The following is a 20356-nucleotide window of genomic DNA, read 5'->3' as shown; positions in this document are numbered from 1 at the left end:
GGTCAGGGTTCCGGTCCCGGCCAAGGTTCCGGCTTCGGCCAGGGTTCCGGCCAAGGATCTGGTTTCGGCCAGGAGTCCGGCCTCGGTCAGGGATCTGGTTTCGGCCAGGGAGCCGGTGCCGGGCAGCCGCCCGGTGCGGGAGGAGGGCCCTTCGGCCCCGGATACCCCGGCGGCTCGTACCCTCCGAGCGTTCCCCCTCCCCTGCCGTCCTCCGGTGCGGCGGCGGGTTCCGGGACGTCCGGCGGTCGTACGGGCGGGACGGCGGGCACGGCCGGCACCCGAGGGTCCGGGTCGGGGCGTACCGCGTCCGGGCGCACCGCCTCCGGGCGCAGCGCGCGGACCGGCGGGAAGAGCGGGGCCACCGGCTCGTCCCGCCGGGGGATGCTCGGCGCGGGCCTGGTCGAGGTGCCGTCCGTTCCGTACCGCGACCCGGCCACGGCCATCATGCGCAACCCCGAGGTGCCCGAGCACCGGCGCTTCTGCAGCGTGGACGGCGAGCCGGTCGGGCGGGGCCGCGACGGGCGGCCGGGCCGCACCGAGGGCTACTGCCGCAAGTGCGGGCACGCCTTCTCCTTCACCCCGAAGCTGCAGCCCGGCGAACTGGTCGGCGGCCAGTATGAGGTGCTGGGCTGCCTGGCGCACGGCGGACTGGGCTGGATCTACCTGGCCCGCGACAAGAACGTCAGCGACAGCTGGCGGGTGCTCAAGGGCCTGCTGGACTCCGGGGACGCCGACGCCATGCAGGCCGCCGCCGCCGAGCGCGCCTACCTGGCGCAGGTCGACCACCCCAACATCGTCAAGATCTACAACTTCGTCCAGCACCCCGATCCGGGCACTGGCGAGCTCGTCGGCTACATCGTCATGGAGTACGTCGGCGGGCAGTCGCTCAAGGACATCCTGTCCCGGCTGCGCAGGGAGCACGGCGAGGAGACCGCGCTGCCGCTCCCACAGGTGATCGCCTACGGGCTGGAGGTGCTGCGCGCGATGGGCTACCTGCACAGCAGGGGCCTGCTGTACTGCGACTTCAAGCCCGACAACGCCATCCAGTCCGAGGAGCAGCTCAAGCTGATCGACCTCGGCGGGGTGCGGCGGATCGACGACGAGGACAGCCCGATCTTCGGCACGGTCGGCTACCAGGCCCCGGAGATCGCCACCGATGGCCCGTCGGTCACCTCCGACCTGTACACGGTGGGCCGGGCGCTGGCCGTGCTGAGCTTCCCGTTCCGGGGCTACACCGGCAGGTACGCGGGCAGCCTGCCGCCGCGTGAGCAGGTGCCGCTGCTGATGCGGCACGAGTCGTACTACCGGTTCCTGTGCCGGGCCACCCACGCCGATCCGGACGCCAGGTTCCAGGACGCGGCGGAGATGGCCGAGCAGCTCACCGGGGTGCTGCGGGAGGTGCTCGCCGCCGAGGACGGCCGGCCCCGCCCGGCGCCGTCCACCCTGTTCGGCCCCGAGCAGTACACAGCGGGCACCGACATCGCCGTCGGCGCGGACGAGGAGGACGGCGAGGAGGCCCACCGCCCCGTGCTGCCCCCGCTGAACGTGCGCGCCGCCGCCGCGGCCCTGCCGGTGCCGCAGGTGAGCGCCACGGACCCGGCCGCCGGGTTCCTGGCCGGGCTGACCGCCCGCGACCCCGCCGACCTGGAGGCGGCGCTGACCTCGGCGCCGACGTCCTCCCCCGAGGTCAGCCTGATGCTGGTGCGGGTACGCGTCGAGCTCGGCAGCCTGGAGGAGGCGGGCGCGCTGCTGACCGAGCTGGAGGTGACGCACCCCGACGACTGGCGGCTCGACTGGTACCGGGGGCTGTCGGCGCTGGCCGCCGGGGACTGCGCCGAGGCCGTGGCGATCTTCGACGACCTCTACGACCTGATGCCGGGGGAGATGTCGCCCAAGCTGGCACTGGCGTTCGCCCACGAGTGCGCCGGCAACCTGCCGGCGGCGTCCTTTTACTACGACATGGTGGCGCGCACCGACCCGGCGTACGTCAGCGCGGCGTTCGGGGCGGCGCGCGTGCGGATGGCCATGGGGGACCGGGTCAACGCCGTCCGGGTGCTGGACTCGGTGCCGCGGATCTCCAGCCACCATGTGGCGGCCCAGCTGGCCGCCGTGTCGGCCGCCGTGCGCGGCCGGCAGCCGGCCGAGCTGTCCCCGATGGAGCTGGCGGGGGCCGGGCGGCGGTTGCAGGGCCTGCGGCTGGACGCCGAACGGTCCGGCCGGTTCACCGCCGAGGTGCTGGAGGCCGCGCTGCGCTGGGCGCTGGCGTACCGGTCGCCGAACGGCCAGGGACAGCCAGACGTGCTGGACGTGCCGCTGTCGGAGAGCGCGCTGCGGCGCAGGCTGGAGGAGACCTACCGGGGACTGGCCCGGCTGTCGGACGACCCGCGGGCCAGGCACCGCCTGGTGAACCGGGCCAACGCGGTCCGCCCCCGGACGCTGTGGTGAGTACGACGGACGACCACCGGCCGGACCGATGGGGAGGCAACGACGACATGGAACCTTCGGCGGCCCCCCGCTGCCCGGCCTGCGCCGAGCCCGTCCACGCGGACGACGACTTCTGCGAGGCCTGCGGCCGGCCCCTGCGCGGCGCCGCCCCGCCCTCGTTCCAGCCCGTCCCGGTGCCGCCCGCCCCCGCTCTCCGGACGCCGCCGCCCGGCCCACCGCCCGCGCCGCAGTCGCGGCCGGCCGCCGCGCCGTGCGCGGAGTGCGGCGGGACGGACATCAGCGCGGACGGCTACTGCGAGCAGTGCGGGCTGCGTCAGCCCAGCGGGCGTGAGCATGTGGAGATCGAGACGGCCGCCGCCGTGGGGGTCAGCGACCGGGGGCTGCGGCACAGCCGCAACGAGGACGCCATGGCGGTGGCCTCGGCCTGCGGGAAGGTGGTCGCGGTGGTGTGCGACGGGGTCTCCTCCGCGCCTCGCCCCGAGGACGCTTCCCGGGTCGCCGCCGAGACCGGGGCGGCCATGCTCACCGCCCAGCTCACCGCCGGGGCCGACCCGCGGGAGGCCACCCGGGCGGCGCTGGCGCGGGCGGGCAAGGCGGTCGCCGCGCTGGCCGACTCCCCGCACGACGCGCCCGCCTGCACCTACGTGTCGGCCGTGGTGGACGACACCGCCGTCACCGTCGGCTGGACCGGCGACAGCCGCGCCTACTGGATCTCCGGGGGCGACGGCGCCCGCCCGTCCGCCGCGCTGACCGTGGACGACTCGTGGGCGGCGCGGATGGTGGAGCTGGGCCTGATGACCCCCGCCGAGGCGCACGCCGACCGCCGCGCCCACACGGTCACCGCCTGGCTGGGCGCCGACGCCGGTGCGATCAGGCCGCGCGCCGAGACGTTCGAGCCCGGCGGGTCCGGCGCGGTGCTGCTGTGCAGCGACGGCCTGTGGAACTACCTGCCGGAGGCCGCCGAACTGGCCGAGGCCGTGCACACCGCCCGTGCGCGCGACCCCCGCCGGCCGCCGCTGGAGATCGTCCGGACGCTGGTGCGGACGGCACTGGAGGCGGGCGGCCACGACAACATCACGGTGGTGCTGATCCCGTTCCCGCCGTCCCGGGCGGAGGCGGCGGACCGTGTCCCGCACGGCGAGGCGAGGAGCTGATCGAGATGCCCGAGTTCACCGTCAAGGTCGACCAGAACCGGTACCTGCCCGAGGGCGGCCGCGAGGTGCACGCCATCGTGACCGTCGAGGCGAGCGGCTCGGGCGTGGGCCCGGTCGGCGGCGCGCCCGGCGACCCGGCCGCCGAGGTGATCATCATCGACACCTCCGGCTCCATGTCGTTCGGCGGCAAGATGGCCGAGGCCAAGCGGGCGGCCAAGGCGGCGGTGGACGCGCTGCGCGACGGCGTGCACTTCGCCGTGGTGGCCGGGTTCAACTTCGCCCGCCCGGTCTATCCCAAGGGGGAGACCATGGCGGTGGCCGACGCGCGCACCAAGGAGGAGGCCAAACGGGAGATCGGCCGCCTGGAGGCCGCCGGCGGCACCGCGATCGGCTCCTGGCTGCGGATGGCCGGCAAGATGATGGCCGCGCAGGGCGGCGGCGGGGTACGGCACGCGATCCTGCTGACCGACGGCAAGAACCAGCACGAGACCGACGCGGAGCTCGACGTTGCCCTGGCCGAGGTCAACGGCGGCTTCGTGTGCGACTGCCGGGGGGTCGGCACCGACTGGGAGGTGGGCGAGCTCCGCAAGATCGCCTCGACCCTGCTGGGCAGCGTGGACATCGTGGCCGACCCGCGCGACCTGGAGGCCGACTTCCGGGCCATGACCGAGAACGCCATGGGCAAGTCGGTGGCGGACGTGGCGCTGCGGGTGTGGACGCCGCAGCACGGGGTGCTGAAGTTCGTCAAGCAGGTGTCGCCGAGCCTTGCGGACCTGACCGACAAGCGCACCGAGTCGGGGCCGCAGTCCGGCGACTACCCGACCGGGGCGTGGGGCGATGAGGTCCGCGACTACCACCTGTGCGTGCAGGTCCCGCCGGGCGAGGTGGGCCGACAGATGCGGGCCGCCTGGGTAAAGCTGGTCGCCCCCGACGGCGCGGGCGGTGAGCAGGTGCTGGCCAGCGGCAACGTGCTGGCCGAGTGGACCGACGACGAGGCCAGGTCCACCCAGATCAACGCCCGGGTGGCCGGCTACACGGGGCAGGCGGAGCTGGCCGAGGCCATCCAGGAGGGCCTGGCGGCCCGGCGGGAGGGTGACCTGGACACCGCCACCGCCCGGCTGGGCCGCGCGGTGGTGCTGGCCCGGCAGGCCGGCAACCAGCAGATCGCGGGGCTGCTGGACAAGGTGGTGGACGTCATCGACCCGGTCACCGGCACCGTTCGGCTGAAGAAGGACGTCGACAAGGCCGACGAGATGTCGCTGGACACCCGGTCCACGAAAACGGTACGCACCCGCAAGGACGGAGGCTGACGCCATGCCGACCTGTCCGAACGGCCATCCGTCCGCCGCGGACGACTACTGCGACGTCTGCGGCGGGCTGATGACCGGGGCGGCGCCGACACCGCCGCCCGCCGCCCGGACCACGGGCGGCCACCCTCCGGCCGCGGGCGGGGCGGCCGGAGCCTCCACCGGGGCGGGCCAGCCGCCCGGATCGCCGGACGAGCCGTGCCCGGTCGACGACACGCCGCGCACCGGCCGGTTCTGCGAGACCTGCGGGTACGACTTCGAGACCGGCAACCGGCCCGGCGGCCCGCTGGTCACCAGCCCGACGCTGCAGATGCCGGTGGGCGCGCCGGCCGCCTCGACGCCCTCACGGCGGCAGCCGGCCGGGCAGCCGGTGCCGCGTCCAGTGGCGGGGCCCGGGGGCTGGTCGGCGGTGGTGGCGGCGGACCGGGCGTATTTCGAGACCGTGCTGGCCGAGCTGGGGCCCGACGCCGGGTCGCTGTCGTTCCCCCCGTACGCGCCGGAGCGCCGCTACATGCTGGTCGGCCCGCAGGTGCGGATCGGCCGGCGCAGCGCCTCGCGCGGCTTCACCCCGGAGATCGACCTCAGCGCCCCTCCGGAGGACCCGGGGGTGTCGCACGTCCACGCGGTGCTGCTGGCCCGGCCGGACGGCACCTGGGTGCTGGTCGATCCCGGCTCCACCAACGGCACCACGCTCAATGGGTCGGCCGATCCGATCGAGTTCAACGTGGAGGTCCCGGTGCACGACGGAGACCGCATCCACGTGGGCGCGTGGACGACCATCACGCTGCGGAAGGATTGAGGTCGCCGTGAGTACTACGGTGCAGCATCCGGTGGGGCAGGGCGGCCCGCTTCCCACGCCTGCCGGTCCCGCCGGCCGGCCCGTTCCCGAGGCGTCCGTCCCGGCCCGGCGGCCCGGCACGCTCAAGCGGATCAGACGCCGCGTCCACCTGCGTACCGTCCCGGCCCGCGTCCGCGCGCTGGCGCTGGCCGCGGTGGTCACGGTCGGGGTGCTGTTCGGCGTGGCCAACTGGGGGGTGGGCAACGCCCGCACTGGGCTGGACACCATCGGGCACGACGCCGGTCCCCAGGTCGTGGCCACCGGGGACCTGTTCTTCGCGCTCAACGACATGGACGCGCAGGTCGCCAACGTCCTGCTGCTGGGCCGCGACCACGGCCTCGGGCGCGGCCGGGACGCCTCGCTGCGGCTGTACGAGCAGCGCCGCACCGAGGCCAACCAGGCGCTGCTGCAGGCCGCCCAGCTCGCCGGGGACGACCCGACCGAGCAGCGCACGGTGCGCGCCGTGCTGGACGGCCTGGGCCGCTACGAGCGGCTGGCCGGGCAGGCGATGCAGCTCGACCAGCAGCAGGGGCACGCGGCCGGTCCGCCGTCGCCCCCGGTGCAGGCGCTGTACCGGCAGGCGACCGACTTGATGAAGCTGGAACTGCTGCCGCAGGCCTACAACCTGACGTTGGAGAGCGGTTCGATCGTCCGCAAGACGTACGAGACCAGGCACTCGGCGGTGCTGGCCGGGCGGCTGTGGACGCTGGCGGCCGGGGCGCTGGTGATCGTGGCGCTGGTGGCCGTCCAGGTGTACCTGGCGCGGCGGTTCCGGCGGCTGCTCAACCCGGCGCTGGCGCTGGCCACGCTGGGCACGCTGGCGCTGGTGGTGGCGGCGGCCGGGCTGCTGGGGTCGCTGGCCGGGCGGCTGGAGACCGCCAAGGAGGACGGGTTCGACTCGGTGCTGGCGCTGTCGCGTACGCGGGCCATCAGCAACAGCGCCTACGCCGACGAGAGCCGCTACCTGCTCGACCCGGTCCGGGCCGACACCTACGAGCAGGTCTACTTCGACAAGTCGCAGGCGATCCTCTACCTCGACGCGGAGCGGACCAAGAGCCTGGGCGACTACTACGTCAACCTCGGCCCCGCCGTGGAGCAGTTCAAGCCGGAGGGCGGGTCGGAGGTCACGTTCCTGGGCTTCTTCGGCGACCAGGCCCGGCAGGCCGAGCCCGGCAGCCAGGAGGCGCGTGCCGTGGCCGAGGTGCTGGCGGGCTACCGCGCGTTCCAGCAACAGGACCGCGACGTCCGCGAGCAGGTGGCCGCCGGCCGGCGCGGGCAGGCGCTCGCCCGGCATCTGAACGCGCGCGAGTTCGAGCGGTACGACGCGGCGCTGGTGAAGCTGGCCCGTCAGCACCGCGCCACGTTCGACGGCGCCATCAAGGAGGGCGACCAGGGGCTGCGGGGCTGGAACGTGATCCTGCCCGGCGCGTGCGTCGCCATCGTCATCGGAATCCTCGTCGGCGTCCGGCCCCGCCTGGCCGAGTACCGCTGAGCCGTACCACCGGAGGTTGCGAGCATGCGTTCGTCCCGTACCGCCGCCTGCCTCACGGCCGCCGCCGTGGCGGCCACCACGCTCGCCGGCTGCGGCACCGGCGACGGCGGGTCGATCCTGGACAAGGAGACCCTGACGATCGGGGTGAAGGCCGACCAGCCGGGGCTGGGCCTGCGGCGGCCGGACGGCGCGTTCGAGGGCTTCGACGTGGACGTGGCCCGGTACGTGGCCGGCAAGCTGGGGTTCGCCGGCGCGGACGTCAGGTTCACCGAGACGCCCTCCAGCGTGCGGGAGAAGGTGCTGCAGGAGGGCCGGGTGGACATGATCGTGGCCACCTACTCGATCACCGCCAGCCGCAAGACCAAGGTGACTTTCGCGGGGCCGTACTACGTCGCGCACCAGGACACCCTGGTGCGGGCCGGCGACGCCGCCATCCGGAACGTGCGCGACCTGCGCGGCCGCAGGCTGTGCAAGGTGACCGGCTCCAACTCCTGGCGGCGGGTCACCGAGGAGCGGCGGATCGAGGCGCAGTTGGTGGAGACCTCCTCCTACAGCGACTGCGTCAACCGGCTGGCCGGAGGCGGGCTGGACGCGGTGTCCACCGACGACCTGATCCTGGCCGGGTTCGCCGCCCAGCGCGGCGAGGCGGTGCGGATCGTCAACGCCCCGATCTCGGACGAGAAGTACGGGGTGGGCCTGCCCAAGGGCGACATCGACGGCTGCGAGGCGGTCAACACCGCGCTGACGCAGATGTATCAGGACGGCACCGCGGGACGCCTGCTGGGCAAGTGGTTCGGCCGCACCGGACTGCGGACGACGAACAGCGTGCCGCAGTTCGAAGGGTGCGGCTGAGCCCTGTACCGGGTGACGAAAATCGCTTACCCGGCGGTAGGAATGGGGAAACACTGGACTTACCGTCCAGTATTACAGATGATTTTTCCGATCTGCTCCCAGTTCGACCGCCGGCGTGTGAGATATCCCCTTCATCCTGCCGTTGAGCTGTGAGCGGTCATTCCCGGCGATGCGGGTTCGGGCCCTGTTCGGATGGGGCGTTACAGTGGCCGTGCGGAATTCGGGAGGCTGGGTGTTCTACACGTTCATGTCACGCGTGGTGGCTCCGATCCTGCGCGTGCTATTTCGGCCACGGGTGGAGGGACTGGACAACGTGCCGGCCTACGGGCCGCTGATCATCGCCAGCAATCACCTGTCGTTCATCGACAGCTTCGTCATCCCGCTGGTGATCCCCCGGCCGGTGACCTACATCGCCAAGGCCGAGTACTTCGAGCAGACGGGCCTCAAGGGCCGGTTCGTCCGCTGGTTCCTGACCACGCTGGGGCACATGCCGATCCAGCGGGGCGCGCAGCGGGCCGCGATGGGCGCGCTGGAGCAGGCCAAGGGGGTGCTCGACAACGCCGGGGCCTTCGCCATCTACCCGGAGGGCACCCGCTCCCGGGACGGACGGCTGTACCGGGGCCGCACCGGCACCGGCTGGCTGGTGCTGGCCTCCGGCGCCCGGGTGCTGCCGGTCGGCCTGCAGAACACCGAGACCCTCCAGCCGGTGGGCGCCTCGCTGCCGCGGGTGTGCTGGCCCGGCAGGCCCCGCCCGACCGTCCGGATCGGCCCGGTCATGGACTTCTCCCACTATCGCGACCTGCCGCCGGCCAAGGCCCGCCGCATCATCACCGACGAGATCGTCGAGACCATCCAGAAACTGTCCGGCCAGGACTACGCCGGGGTCTACAACGAGACCGCCGACGCCTCCTGAGCCCGCCGGCCGGAGGTAAGGCCCGGATCGCCGGATCCGCCCGTTCACCAGGGCGAGGTCACGGCGTGTCGTTACTGGCGTGTCGCCCCAGGGGCGCGAGTAGGGTCGCGGGCATGGCTTCGTCACGCAGCGTCAATGTCCTCTTTCCCATCGTGGTCTCCGCCGCCGTACTGGCCACCGGGTGCGGCGGCGGGGACGGTGGGGACACCAAGGCCCGGCAGACCGGTGACCGGGTGGCCCCCGCCGGGACCGGCTACACCTCCGACCAGCTCCGTCAGGCGCTGCCCACCGAACTGCTGGGCTACCGGCGGACCGGTGAGCCGGAGGCCGGCGAGTACGGCTCGCTGAAGAGCATCCAGAACTTCAACCAGCTCCAGCAGCGGGTCACCTACGACAAGCCCGAGTGTTCGCGGATCACCGGGGCCGGCACCACCTCCGACACGGGACTGCGCACCGTGCCGGCCTCCGTCGCCATCTTCGGCAAGGGCAGGGGCCAGTCGGCGTCGGTCGCCCTCATGGCGGTGCCGCCCTCGGTCGCCCAGCAGCACGTGCAGGTGCGGATGCCGGCCGAGTGCAAGACGTTCCGCATCAAGATCGGCGACCGGTGGTCCAAGCACGAGGTGGTGGAGGCCGGCCCGGGCAACGTCGGGCAGGGCTCGCGCATCGTCGGGGTGGCCACCACCAGCGGCAAGAGCGCCGTCAAGACCTGGTACGTGGTGCTGCGCGGGCAGGGCTACATGGCCACGATCGCGCTGTTCGGGCCCACCGTCACCCGGGCCCAGGCCGAGCAGCTCGCCCGCCAGGCCCATGACCACGCCGAGCGCATCCTGCCCTGACGGGCCGGCCCGGGGAACGGTCCCGGCACCCCGCGGCGGGCTTGCGGGGCCGGCTCCCGCAAGCGGGACCCCACAGGCGATCGGGGCCGATAACGTTCAGAGCATGACCGTGCCCAGGGTCGCCGTCTCGGTGGACCTCGTCGTGCTGACCGTCCGCGAGCAGCGGCTGTGCGCGCTGACGTGGCGGCGCGACCGGCCGCCCTACCACGGGTGCTGGTCGCTGCCCGGCGGGTTCGTCCACCTGGACGAGGACCTGCCGGTCGCCGCGTTCCGGCTGATGGCCGAGCGGGCCGGGCTGGCCGACGTGCGGATCCACCTGGAGCAGCTGGCGACCTACGGGTATCCGGACCGCGACCCGCGCCAGCGGGTGGTCAGCGTCGCCTATCTGGGGCTGGCGCCCGACCTGCCCGCCTCCAGCCGGGCGCAGGTGCTGTGGACGCCCGTGGACGACCTCGTCGACCGCGACCGCGCCGCCTTCGACCACCGGCGGATCCTGCGGGACGGGATCGAGCGGGCCCGCGCCAAGCTGGAGTACACCTCGCTGGCCGCCGCGTTCTGCCCGCCGGAGTTCACCGTGGCCGAGCTGCGCCGGGTCTACGAGATCGTCTGGGGCACCCCGCTGGACCCGCGCAACTTCCACCGCAAGGTCACCGGCGCCGACCGCTTCCTGATCCCCACCGGGCGCACCACCACCCGCGACGGCGGACGCCCGGCCCAGCTGTACCGGCGCGGGGACGCCGAGCAGCTGCGCCCGCCCATGCTGCGGCCGCGCCCCTGACCGGTCGCCCCTGCTTCTCCGTACGTGCGGGTTCCTTCGTAGTCTTGAGGCATCATCCGTCACACCTGGAGGACAACGGTGTCCGAGGCAACCACCCCTCGCTTCCGCTCCGTGCTGGACCGGTTCGCCGCCTACAAGCCCGGCAAGACCGTCGTGTCGGCCGACGGCCGGTCCTACAAGCTCTCCTCGAACGAGTCGCCGTCCGGCCCGCTGCCCTCGGTGCTGGAGGCGATCGGCGAGGCGGCGCGGCAGGTGAACCGCTACCCCGACAACAACGCCACCGCGCTGGTGGAGGCGATCTCGGCTCGCTTCGGGGTGCCCGCCGACCACGTCGCGGTGGGCTGTGGGTCGGTGGGCGTCACCCAGATGCTGCTGGAGGCGGTGGGCGAGCCCGGCGCCGAGGTGCTGTACGCCTGGCGCTCCTTCGAGGCGTACCCGCTGCTGGTGTCGCTGTCGGGGGCGGAGTCGGTGCAGGTCCCGCTGCGCGAGGAGAGCCACGACCTGGCCGCGATGGCCGACGCGATCACCGAGCGGACGCGCCTGGTCTTCGTCTGCAACCCCAACAACCCGACCGGCACGGTGGTGCGCCGCGCCGAGCTGGAGGCCTTCCTCGACCGGGTGCCCGCCGACTGCCTGGTGGTGCTGGACGAGGCCTACCGCGAGTACGTCCGCGACGACGAGGTGCCCGACGGACTGACCCTGTACGGCGACCGCCCCAACCTGGCCGTGCTCCGCACCTTCTCCAAGGCGTACGGGCTGGCCGGTCTGCGCACCGGCTTCATGGTGGCGCACCCGGTGGTGGCCGAGGCGGTCCGCAAGACGATGCTGCCGTTCAGCGTGAACGCGCTCGCCCAGGCCGCCGCCGTCGCCTCCCTGTCGGCAGGGGACGAGCTGTTCGAACGCGTCGAGGCCACCGTCAAGGAGCGCGAGCGGGTCGCGCACGTGCTGCGCGACCAGGGTTGGGCGGTCCCGCCCACCGAGGCCAACTTCGTCTGGCTGCGGCTCGGCGACCGGACGATGGACTTCTCGGCCGCCTGCGATGCCCGGGGCGTCAGCGTCCGTCCCTTCGCGGGCGAGGGCGTCCGGGTCTCCATCGGCTCCCCCGAGGAGAACGACGCCTTCCTCGCCGTGGCCGGTGACTACCCGCACCGCAACGTCTAGGGCGGCGTCTCCCAACGTCCGCCGGGCCGGGTACGGCCGGGGCCGTCGGCATGGCCGGGACGGCACGCGCGATCCGGCTCTGCGGACGCCGTGGCCACCCGGTGAAGCCGCACGGTCACCGCACTAGGGGGTCTCCAGGGCGACGTCCTCGACGGCGGGGGCGTCGTCTGGCCGCCGTTGCAGGGCGGCGGGCCTGGGGCGGCTCTCGGTGGAGACCACGATGCCGACCCCGAGCACAATGAAGGCGCCGCCCGCCAGCATCCCCCAGGTCACGGCCTCGCCGAGGACGAGGGCGCCGAGCAGCACGGCCACCGCCGGGTTGACGTAGGCGTAGGTGCCGACGATCGACAGCGGCGCGTTGCCCAGCAGCCAGGCGTAGGAGGTGAAGGCCAGCAGCGACCCGAAGACCACCAGGTAGCCCAGCGCCAGCCAGGAGCGGCCCGAGACCGCCGTCAGGTCAACGCGCTCGCCGCGCCCGAAGCCGATCGCCAGCAGCGCCAGCCCGCCGGCCGCCATCTCGTACACGCTGGCGGTGAAGCTGCTGCCGGGCATCGCCAGCCGGCCGGCCAGGAACGATCCGACGGCCCAGGACAGCGAGGCGAACAGCACCACCGCCATACCGAGCACGCTGCCCGACGCCTCGCCGCCGGACAGCACCGACAGCAGGGCCACCCCGGCGAAGCCGGTCACCACTCCGGCGAGCGTGGCCGTCGGCGGCCGGTCGCCGCCCAGGGTGCGCAGCATCACCAGCCACAGCGGCACCGCGGCGACCAGCAGCGCCGCCAGGCCGCTGGAGATGTGCTGCTGAGCGACCGCGACCATGCCGTTCCCGCCGGTGAGCAGCAGCACCCCCACCAGCGCGGCCGACCCGAGCTGCCGCCGGGACACCCGCAGCACTCCCGGACCGTGCCGCACCGCCAGGAACGCCGCCAGCAGCGCCGCCGCGACCAGGAAGCGCATCCCCCCGCTGACCAGGGCCGGGATCGTCTCGATGACGATCTCGATGCCGAGGTAGGTCGAGCCCCACACCAGGTAGACCACGACCAGCGCGGCCCAGGCCAGCGGGGTCATCGTCAGAGGACGGGTGTCATGAGCATGGGGGGTCATGGGTCATGACGATAGGGCATGCCCCGGCCCTCCGGATAGCAGGTATCGGTCCGCGCGTTTCCGCGAGAGCCCAGGGTCGGCTCCGGCGTTTCGGACAACCGTAGTGGGGCGTCCGCGACCGGAACCGACCGCCTCGAAGGCCGGCTCAGGCGGTGGTGCACTGCCCTTCGGCGGCGAGGCGATGGGCGGCCGGGGCGCCCGGGGCCGCGGTGGCCTGGCCGGCGTAGGCGCCGGGACAGGTGTCGTAGGAGTGCGAGACCTGCACGGTGGTCTCGCCGTCCACCGTCACGGTGAGGGTCTCGGCGCTGCCGTGGGCGGCCTCGCCGGCATAGAACTGGACGGAGACGGTGACCTGGCCCTTGCCCGAGCCGGTGACCTTGACCTGCGCGGTGGCGACGGTGCCCTGCGAGTCCAGCGACAGGGCGATGACCTGGACGGCGGTGGCCACGAAGGACTGGCCGGGCGACGGCGGGGACGTGCTCGGACCCGGCGAGGAGGGCTGCTGGCTGGGCCGGTCGGACGGGCGGTCGTCGGGGCTGCGCGACCCGCCGCCCCGGACGTCCGGGCTCGCGGACCTCTTCGGCGAGGGGGAGATGAGCTTGGTCGACGGGCCGCCCGTGGGGCCGAGGCCGACCGGGGCGGGCGCCTCGGCGGAGGGCGTGCTGGACGCGGACACGCCGGGCAGCGCGTCGCCGCCACCGCCGGAGCCCCCGGCCGCGTACACCACCGCGCCCGTACCGGCCAGCAGCATCAGGGCGGCGGCCGCCACGGCGAGCACCCCGCCGCGGGCGCGCCGGCGTCCGGCCTTTCCGAACGCGGCGGCCCTGGCCTTCTCGTCGCTGACCATCTTGCGGGACAGCGGGAACAGCAGCGTCAGCACCGCCGCCCGTTCGACGAGCAGGGCCCGTCCGCGCTCCTGCCAGCCGGGGCCGTAGGCGGCCGATGCGACGGTCTCCAGACGGCCGAGGAAGACCCGCGCGGTGACGGGGCGGTCGTCGGGATTGCCGGCGAGCCCGGCGGTGAGCAGCGGAACGAGCGGACCGGGCGCCTCGTGCGGCCGGGCCGTGCCGGTGCCCCCGGTGGGCGGCTCGCCGGTCAGACACTCGTAGAGGACCGCGGTCGCCGCGTAGATGTCGGCGGCGGGCGTCACCCGGCCGCCGTACCGCAGCTCGGGCGCCTGGTAGTGCGGTGACCCGCCCGCGGCGGGGGCGCCCGTCCAGGCGGTGACGCCCAGACCGGCGAGCTTGCCGTTCCCGTCGCCGTCCACCAGGACGTTCCCCGGGGTGACGGCGCCGTGGACCAGCCCGGTCCGGTGTACGGCCCCCAGCGCCAGCAGGACGGTCTTGAAGATCACCAGGGCGGCCTCCGGGGCGAGCCGGCCCTCGGCCTTGATGAGGCGTTCCAGGCTGATCCCGTTGACCAACTCGCCGACCAGCGCGACGCCGTGCGGAGACTCGGCGTGTTCGTGCAGCCGGACCAGCGTGTCGTCGTCGAGCCCGGCGATCAGCCGCGCCTCGTCCCGGAAGGCCTGCCCGGCGCCCGGACGCGGTGGCAGGTACTTGATCGCAACAGGGGTGCCGGTGGACTTGCGGACGGCGAGCATCACCCGTCCGGTCGATCCTCCGCCGAGCTCACGGACATGGCGATACCCCGAAACCGCCCATTCCCCGCTCACATCACATCCTTTGCTCCGAGCCGCCCTCGGACCGCCCCGCCGTCGGGGCCTCCGTTGCGTCGAGCCGTGGTACGACGGCGACGGTACGGTGCATTGGACACTATCGCCGCCGCTTCGTCCTCAATCATCGTGGACGACCGCTATAGGTCAGACGCCCCATCCGTCCCGATGGTTGTCATGCCTTGATCACCTTCTCCCGGCGAGCGGCCGGACCGGTGCGATGCGGCCGACCGGTGACCGCCACGAGACGGCCGATCCACCGGTTGACCAGGCGACCTCGGACCGAGGGTGAGCCTGTTCGCGATCAGCCGGATCCGCGAGCGCCGGAGGGCTGCCGGCCGGGGCGGGGATACCCGGACGGCGGCAGGCCGGTGACCGCCACGGGGAGGTCGATCCACCGGTTGACCAGGCGGTCTTGGACCGGAGTGAGCCTGTGCGCGATCGGGTGGATCCGCCGGCGCCGGAGGGTTGCCGGCCGGGGCGGGGATTCCCGGGCGGCGGCTGGCCGGTGACCGCTGTGGGGCGGTCGGTCGGCCGGGTGATCAGGCGGCCTTGGACAGGGAGCGGGCCTGTCCGCGGTCGGGTGGACCGGTGGGCGCCGGAGGGCGGACGGTCAGGAGGCGGCCTTGGGACCGAGTTTCTCCACGATCAGCCGGTAGAGCTGACGGGGGCGGCCGGGCTGCGGGGTCCGGTTGGGGGGCAGCGGCCAGGCCAGGCCCTCCTCGACCAGGGTGCGCAGCAGCCGCCGGGCGGTGCGGGGGGTCACCCCGAGCATCCGGCCGGCGTTCTCGGCGTCCACGATGAGGGGCTGGGAGTCCGCCCCCGAGCCCCGGCCGGCGCCCTCCTGGTCGAGCTTGTCGGCCAGCCGGGCCAGGATCTCCAGGCCCTTCGGCTTGGGCTGCGGCTGGCTGCGCGGCGGGGTGCGCGGTGCGGGCACCAGCGCCCGGCCGTCGCGGTCCAGCGCGAAGCCCTGCGCCCGCTGGGAGGACTGCGAGCGGGCCAGCGCCGCCCGCGCGTGCGTTTCGGCCTCGTGCGCGGTGCGGCCCATGCCGATGCCGACCTCGATGGCCAGCCCGAGTTCCTCGCGGACCTTTTCGACGAACGGGGGTGTCCGGAAACCCTCGGTGGAGGTGGTGACCGAGCCCCGGGTGGCGGTGACCAGATAGCTGTGGTCGTCCACCGGCCACACCGAGGCGTTCATCCGGTGCGCCTCCTGCAGCAGCGTGCGGTGCAGCGTCAGTTTCAGCTCGTCCCGCCAGTAGCGGGGGGTGACCCGACGGGGGGTCTCGCGCAGCGTCGGCACGTCCACCAGGATCACCACGAGCTGGGACTCCTCCAGCCGGTGGTGGGCGCCCAGCAGCGCCGCGGTCTGCAGCGAACTGCGGATGGCGGCGCCGGTGGGGCGTACCCGGATGGTCGGCACCCCGGCCATCTCCATCCGCTCGGCGGTGGCGTGCACGCAGGTCATCGCCACGGTGGTGGTGCCGCGCCGCCACAGCCGCTCGTGGAAGGCGGCCAGCGTCCCGGGCCCGGCGGCCTCCTCGCGCAGGTGCACGTGCTCGGTGCCCAGACTGACCTCGCTGTAGGCCTCCTCGACCTCGGCCCGCGCGAGCACGTCGATGCTGACCTTGGCCGGGTCGAAGCGCTCGTCGAGCGCGGCCCGCAGCAGCGCGCCCTGCAGCGCCGCCCCGTTGAGCGGCACGTACGTGGCCGGCATGGTCAGCACCCCGGCCTTGCGGGCGAAGTCGTAGGGCACCGGGCTGGCGAACAGGCACACGTCCACCCCGGCCCCGAGCCGGACGACCTTGTCGGCGGCCTCCTGCTCGTCCCGGTAGGCCGCCGCCACCAGCCGGCTGGGCACCGGCGTGGGGCCGTGACCCATGAGCATCACGCGTTCCACCAGATCATGCGGGCCGACCACCCCGATCGTCAGATCGGGCGCGGACCCCGTCGACCTCGACGCGGTCATGGGCACCCTCCCCCGGGGGGTGGTGGTGGCCCCTTGCGGTCGTGCGCGGTCGCGCATGTTCCGCCCAACGGTTGACTCATGGCTAGTCGCCCCTGCCTTCTGACCCAGCACCGCAGTTCCCGCGATTCGTTCCTCATTGGGCAGATCGGGTCAGGGCGACGAAGTGTGACGCCCAGACGCGAAATCGAATCAAGAGTGCGGCGAAAAAGTAACCTATGCGACCCTTGAGTCAGTAATTTGTCACCATACGGTCAGGCTCGATCGGGCATCTTCGGATGTCCGAAGTGCCCGGGTCAAGTCTTCACCATGCGAAAGGCCCCTGTCACGGGGCCTTTTCGGCGGTGACAGGGGCCGTGGTGGTGTCAGCGGGCGGTCAGAGTGCGGGTCAGATGACCCGCCCTCGGGGTCCGCTCCGGGCGTACGGGTCAGCCGACCTCGCGGGTGATGTCGGCGCCGAGCTGGGACAGCCGCTCGGCGATGTGCGCGTGGCCGCGGTCCAGGTAGTAGGCCTGGGTGATGGTGGTCTCGCCCTCGGCGCCCAGCCCGGCCAGCACCAGGGCGCTGCCGGCCCGCAGGTCGTGCGCCACGACCTCGGCGCCGTGCAGCGGGGTGGGGCCGAGCACCTTGGCCCGGTTGCCGTCCACCTGGATGTCGGCGCCCATCTTGGTGAGCTCGTCCACCAGCTTGAACCGGCCGTCGAAGATCCGCTCGTAGATGTAGCTGGGACCGTCGGCCAGGCAGGACACCGCCATGATCGGGGACTGCAGGTCGGTGGCGAAGCCGGGGTACTCGTCGGTGATCACGTTGATCGGGCGCAGCGGGCGCTCGCGGCGCACCTGCAGCACCGCGCCCTGCTGGTGGAACTCCACGCCCATCTGCTCCAGCTTGTCGGCGGCCACGCCCAGGTGCTCCAGGGACGCCCCGACCAGGCTGACCTCGCCGCCGGTGATGGCGGCGGCCATCACGAACACGCCGGCGTCGATGCGGTCGGGCATCACGGTGTGCTCGACGGCGGTGAGCTCGTCCACGCCCTCCACGGTGATGAACCCGGTGCCGCCGCCGCTGATCCGCGCGCCCATCCGCTGCAGGAACTCGATGTTGTCGAGCACCTCGGGCTCCAGTGCGCAGTTCTTGATCAGCGTGGTGCCGGTGGCCAGCGCCCCGGCCATCACCAGGTTCTCGGTGCCGGTGTGCGAGGGGGTGTCGCAGTACAGGGTGGCGCCGCGCAGGTCGCCGGCCTTGATGTGGATCACCCCGGCGCCGTCGTCGGCCACCTGCTCGGTGACCGTGGCGCCCATCCGCTTGAAGCCGTTGTAGTGGAAGTCCAGGTTCCGGCTGCCCAGGTTGCAGCCGCCGACGCCCTCGATCACGGCCTCGCCGAGCCGGTGCAGCAGCGCCGGGACGAACAGGAAGGAGCCGCGGAAACGGGCGGCGATCTCGGCCGGCAGCACCGGGCTGGTCAGCGTGGAGGCGTCGATCACCAGGGTGCGCTCGGCCTCGTGCAGCTCGGCCTTGGCGCCCACGGCCTGGGCCAGCTCCACCGCACGCCGCACATCCTCGATGATCGGAACGTTCCGCAGCACCGTGCGGCCCTTGGACGCCATCAGGGACGCGCCGATCATCGGCAGCACGGCGTTCTTCGCGCCCTGGATGAAGACGGTGCCCTGCAGCTTGTGGCCGCCGCGCACGCGGTAACGAACCTCGTGGCCCATGCTCATTACGCCTTAGCTCCTTATGGGATGCGGGTGTCGAGTTGCGGGTCACCCGCCCGTTCGCCGGCGGGTCACGAGTGCCGGGCCGCCGCCGCCTCGCGCTCTCGTAGTAAACCACCGGGTGGACGGTCGGGATGCCCGTTGCGCCCCCTTCGGGGGAGCCGCCCCTTCAGCTGTTTAGATCGCCGAACGCCCTGGAAGGTTCGCACCTTCCGGCCTTCGGAGTGTGACCCGTGCCGCATGTGTGCAAACCAGGACCATGGTAAACCGACTGACCCAAGTTACCCCTGATCATTCGAAAGTTCGCAGCCCTGCCGAAAATGCCCGCCGGTCGGACCCGCCCGGGTCACCGGAAGGTCCGCCCGGTCAGCCGCTCGTACGCCTCGACGTACTTGGCCCGGGTGCGCTCGACGATCTCGGGCGGCAGCGGCGGCGGCGGATCCCCGGCGGCGCGGTCCCAGCCGGCCTCCGGCGAGACCAGCCAGTCGCGGACGAACTGCTTGTCGAACGAGGGCTGCGGGCGCCCCGGCCGCCACCGGTCGGCCGGCCAGAACCGGGAGGAGTCGGGGGTCAGCACCTCGTCGGCCAGCACCAGCTCGCCCTCCGGCGACCAGCCCAGTTCGATCTTGGTGTCGGCCACGATGATCCCACGCTCGGCGGCCAGCTCGGCGCCCCGCCGGTAGACCTCGACGGTGATCTCCCGCAGCCGCCCGGCCACCTCCGCCCCGACCGCGGCCTCCACCTCGGCGAACGTCATCGGCTCGTCGTGGTCGCCGACCGCCGCCTTGGTCGTCGGGGTGAAGATGGGCTCGGGCAGCCGCGACCCGTCCATCAGCCCCTCCGGCAGCGGCACCCCGCACACCGAGCCGCTGCGCCCGTACTCCTTGAGCCCCGAGCCGGTGAGGTAGCCGCGGGCCACGCACTCGACCGGCACCATGTCCAGCCTGCGTACCACCACCGACCGCCCCGCCCACTCGGCCGGAGCGCCGTCCGGCAGCTCGGTCGAGATCACATGGTTGGGCAGTACGTCCGCCAGCCGCTCGAACCACCACAGGGAGAGCTGGGTGAGGATCCGCCCCTTGTCCGGGATGGGCGAGTCGAGGACGAAGTCGTAGGCCGAGATCGTGTCGCGGGCCACCATGAGCAGCTCGCCGCCCGGCAGCTCGTACAGGTCCCGGACCTTGCCACTGTGCAGATGCTTCATGACGCCTTCATGTCGTCGACGGTCCTGGACGCGGTGCGCGCCGGTCGGCGTCCGCCGGGTACGGGCGCCGGACCGGCCACTGCGCACATGACAACCCTCATCGCGTCTCCAGGATTTCCACCGGGTCGCCGACCCGGACGGTGCCCGGGGTGCGGGGGATCCCGTTCTGCCCGAACCGGATGCCCCGGCCGATGGTCCGGTAGGAGGCCAGCGTGCGCAGCGGCTCGCGGCCCCGTTCCCCGGTGTCCTGGTCGGTGGTCGTGACCACGCACCGCGCACATGCCTTGACCAGCTCGACCACCGTCTCGCCGACGCGCAGCAGCTTCACCGAGTCCTCGCCGAACGCGCCGAGTCCCGACACCACCAGGTTGGGCCGGAACCGGTTCATCGGCAGCGGCGTGTGCTCACCGCTTCCCGACCGCGCCAGCCTGCCGTTCAGGTCGGCCAGCGACTCCTCCGAGATCAGCAGCAGCGGGTAGGCGTCGGCGAACGCCACCTCGCCGCCCCCCCGGCCGGTCTCCCGATGGCCGGTGAACCGGACCAGCCGGCAGTCGACGCCCAGCAGCGCCGAGAACCAGTCCGCGGCCTCGTCGCCCTGGTCAACGCCCTCGCACTGCGAACGGTGCACGTACACCTCGCGTACCGGCCCGTCCTCGGTCGCCTTGTGGACGAGCGGAGCCGGCGACGCCGCCGGATCGGCCACCCGCACGGTGAGGACCTCACCGTCGTAGGACGGCCGCAGCAGCGCCATCAGGCCCAGGTCCCGCTGCGACAGGAACCGGCCCTCCGGCGTGACGAGCATGAACTCGCGGTCGTACCGCAGCCCCTTGGGCTCCAGCTCGGCCGAGGTCAGCACCGTCCCGCCACCGCCCTTGAGCGGGTACACGTTCAGGCCGGTCAGCACGGCGCTCAC

Annotated in this window: 16 protein-coding genes; 10 read left to right on the top strand and 6 right to left on the bottom strand. The window is 73.2% G+C overall.

Annotated elements, in window-relative coordinates:
• The first annotated feature begins 381 nt into the window (after positions 1-381).
• The 10 genes from C4U03_RS33865 to hisC all read left to right on the top strand — a co-directional run bounded on the left by C4U03_RS33865 (position 382) and on the right by hisC (position 11776).
• Positions 382-2445 carry a tetratricopeptide repeat protein gene (locus C4U03_RS33865; protein WP_456119810.1) on the top strand — a complete coding sequence of 688 codons (2064 nt, stop codon included), beginning with the start codon at positions 382-384 and terminating at the stop codon, positions 2443-2445.
• A gap of 47 nt (positions 2446-2492) precedes the next feature.
• Positions 2493-3599, top strand: a complete 1107-nt coding sequence (locus C4U03_RS33860) for a PP2C family serine/threonine-protein phosphatase (RefSeq protein ID WP_103943912.1) — start codon at positions 2493-2495, stop codon at positions 3597-3599.
• Positions 3600-3604: 5 nt separating this feature from the next.
• Complete coding sequence (locus C4U03_RS33855) at positions 3605-4909, top strand: vWA domain-containing protein (RefSeq protein ID WP_103943883.1); 1305 nt, start codon at positions 3605-3607, stop codon at positions 4907-4909.
• A gap of 4 nt (positions 4910-4913) precedes the next feature.
• Positions 4914-5705, top strand: coding sequence for an FHA domain-containing protein (locus tag C4U03_RS33850; protein WP_103943882.1), 792 nt, complete (start codon positions 4914-4916; stop codon positions 5703-5705).
• Between the two features lie 7 nt (positions 5706-5712).
• Positions 5713-7236, top strand: coding sequence for a hypothetical protein (locus C4U03_RS33845; RefSeq protein ID WP_235018310.1), 1524 nt, complete (start codon positions 5713-5715; stop codon positions 7234-7236).
• Between the two features lie 24 nt (positions 7237-7260).
• A complete protein-coding gene (locus C4U03_RS33840) occupies positions 7261-8088 on the top strand; it encodes a glutamate ABC transporter substrate-binding protein (protein ID WP_103943881.1) in 828 nt (275 codons plus the stop codon).
• Between the two features lie 232 nt (positions 8089-8320).
• Positions 8321-9001: a lysophospholipid acyltransferase family protein gene (locus C4U03_RS33835; protein ID WP_103943880.1), complete on the top strand. Its 681-nt coding sequence runs from the start codon at positions 8321-8323 to the stop codon at positions 8999-9001.
• Between the two features lie 113 nt (positions 9002-9114).
• Entirely contained in the window at positions 9115-9837 is a 723-nt protein-coding gene (locus C4U03_RS33830) for a hypothetical protein (RefSeq protein WP_103943879.1), read from the top strand.
• Between the two features lie 103 nt (positions 9838-9940).
• On the top strand, positions 9941-10615 hold the full coding sequence (locus C4U03_RS33825; RefSeq protein ID WP_103943878.1) for an NUDIX hydrolase: 675 nt from the start codon (positions 9941-9943) through the stop codon (positions 10613-10615).
• A 78-nt stretch (positions 10616-10693) separates the two neighbouring features.
• Positions 10694-11776, top strand: coding sequence for a histidinol-phosphate transaminase (gene hisC / locus C4U03_RS33820; protein WP_103943877.1), 1083 nt, complete (start codon positions 10694-10696; stop codon positions 11774-11776).
• A gap of 123 nt (positions 11777-11899) precedes the next feature.
• Here hisC and C4U03_RS33815 read toward each other — a convergent pair whose 3' ends face one another.
• From C4U03_RS33815 to C4U03_RS33790, 6 genes are all read right to left on the bottom strand, one after another.
• Positions 11900-12883 carry an EamA family transporter gene (locus C4U03_RS33815; RefSeq protein WP_235018309.1) on the bottom strand — a complete coding sequence of 328 codons (984 nt, stop codon included), beginning with the start codon at positions 12881-12883 and terminating at the stop codon, positions 11900-11902.
• Between the two features lie 145 nt (positions 12884-13028).
• Positions 13029-14558 (bottom strand): serine/threonine-protein kinase, encoded by a 1530-nt coding sequence (locus tag C4U03_RS33810; protein ID WP_146087614.1) that lies wholly within the window; start codon positions 14556-14558, stop codon positions 13029-13031.
• 613 nt (positions 14559-15171) lie between these two features.
• A complete protein-coding gene (locus C4U03_RS33805) occupies positions 15172-16527 on the bottom strand; it encodes a transcriptional regulator (RefSeq protein ID WP_235018308.1) in 1356 nt (451 codons plus the stop codon).
• A gap of 425 nt (positions 16528-16952) precedes the next feature.
• Positions 16953-18239, bottom strand: coding sequence for a UDP-N-acetylglucosamine 1-carboxyvinyltransferase (murA, locus tag C4U03_RS33800; RefSeq protein ID WP_103943909.1), 1287 nt, complete (start codon positions 18237-18239; stop codon positions 16953-16955).
• Between the two features lie 346 nt (positions 18240-18585).
• Positions 18586-19443 carry a phosphoribosylaminoimidazolesuccinocarboxamide synthase gene (locus C4U03_RS33795; RefSeq protein WP_103943875.1) on the bottom strand — a complete coding sequence of 286 codons (858 nt, stop codon included), beginning with the start codon at positions 19441-19443 and terminating at the stop codon, positions 18586-18588.
• Between the two features lie 97 nt (positions 19444-19540).
• Complete coding sequence (locus tag C4U03_RS33790; protein ID WP_103943874.1) at positions 19541-20356, bottom strand: MOSC domain-containing protein; 816 nt, start codon at positions 20354-20356, stop codon at positions 19541-19543.

Source organism: Thermomonospora echinospora, assembly GCF_900108175.1.
Lineage (GTDB): Bacteria > Actinomycetota > Actinomycetes > Streptosporangiales > Streptosporangiaceae > Thermomonospora > Thermomonospora echinospora.
Note: the sequence above shows the minus strand (reverse complement) of the source record. Positions and strands in the feature narration are given on the sequence as shown.

What these genes read in the sequence shown, in the direction of transcription:
- C4U03_RS33865 (WP_456119810.1), top strand. Translation starts at nt 382, where the DNA reads ATGCTCGGCGCGGGCCTGGTCGAGGTGCCGTCCGTTCCGTACCGCGAC.
- C4U03_RS33860 (WP_103943912.1), top strand. Translation starts at nt 2,493, where the DNA reads ATGGAACCTTCGGCGGCCCCCCGCTGCCCGGCCTGCGCCGAGCCCGTC.
- C4U03_RS33855 (WP_103943883.1), top strand. Translation starts at nt 3,605, where the DNA reads ATGCCCGAGTTCACCGTCAAGGTCGACCAGAACCGGTACCTGCCCGAG.
- C4U03_RS33850 (WP_103943882.1), top strand. Translation starts at nt 4,914, where the DNA reads ATGCCGACCTGTCCGAACGGCCATCCGTCCGCCGCGGACGACTACTGC.
- C4U03_RS33840 (WP_103943881.1), top strand. Translation starts at nt 7,261, where the DNA reads ATGCGTTCGTCCCGTACCGCCGCCTGCCTCACGGCCGCCGCCGTGGCG.
- C4U03_RS33830 (WP_103943879.1), top strand. Translation starts at nt 9,115, where the DNA reads ATGGCTTCGTCACGCAGCGTCAATGTCCTCTTTCCCATCGTGGTCTCC.
- C4U03_RS33825 (WP_103943878.1), top strand. Translation starts at nt 9,941, where the DNA reads ATGACCGTGCCCAGGGTCGCCGTCTCGGTGGACCTCGTCGTGCTGACC.
- C4U03_RS33815 (WP_235018309.1), bottom strand. Translation starts at nt 12,883, where the DNA reads ATGACCCCCCATGCTCATGACACCCGTCCTCTGACGATGACCCCGCTG.
- C4U03_RS33805 (WP_235018308.1), bottom strand. Translation starts at nt 16,527, where the DNA reads ATGACCGCGTCGAGGTCGACGGGGTCCGCGCCCGATCTGACGATCGGG.
- murA (WP_103943909.1), bottom strand. Translation starts at nt 18,239, where the DNA reads ATGGGCCACGAGGTTCGTTACCGCGTGCGCGGCGGCCACAAGCTGCAG.
- C4U03_RS33795 (WP_103943875.1), bottom strand. Translation starts at nt 19,443, where the DNA reads ATGAAGCATCTGCACAGTGGCAAGGTCCGGGACCTGTACGAGCTGCCG.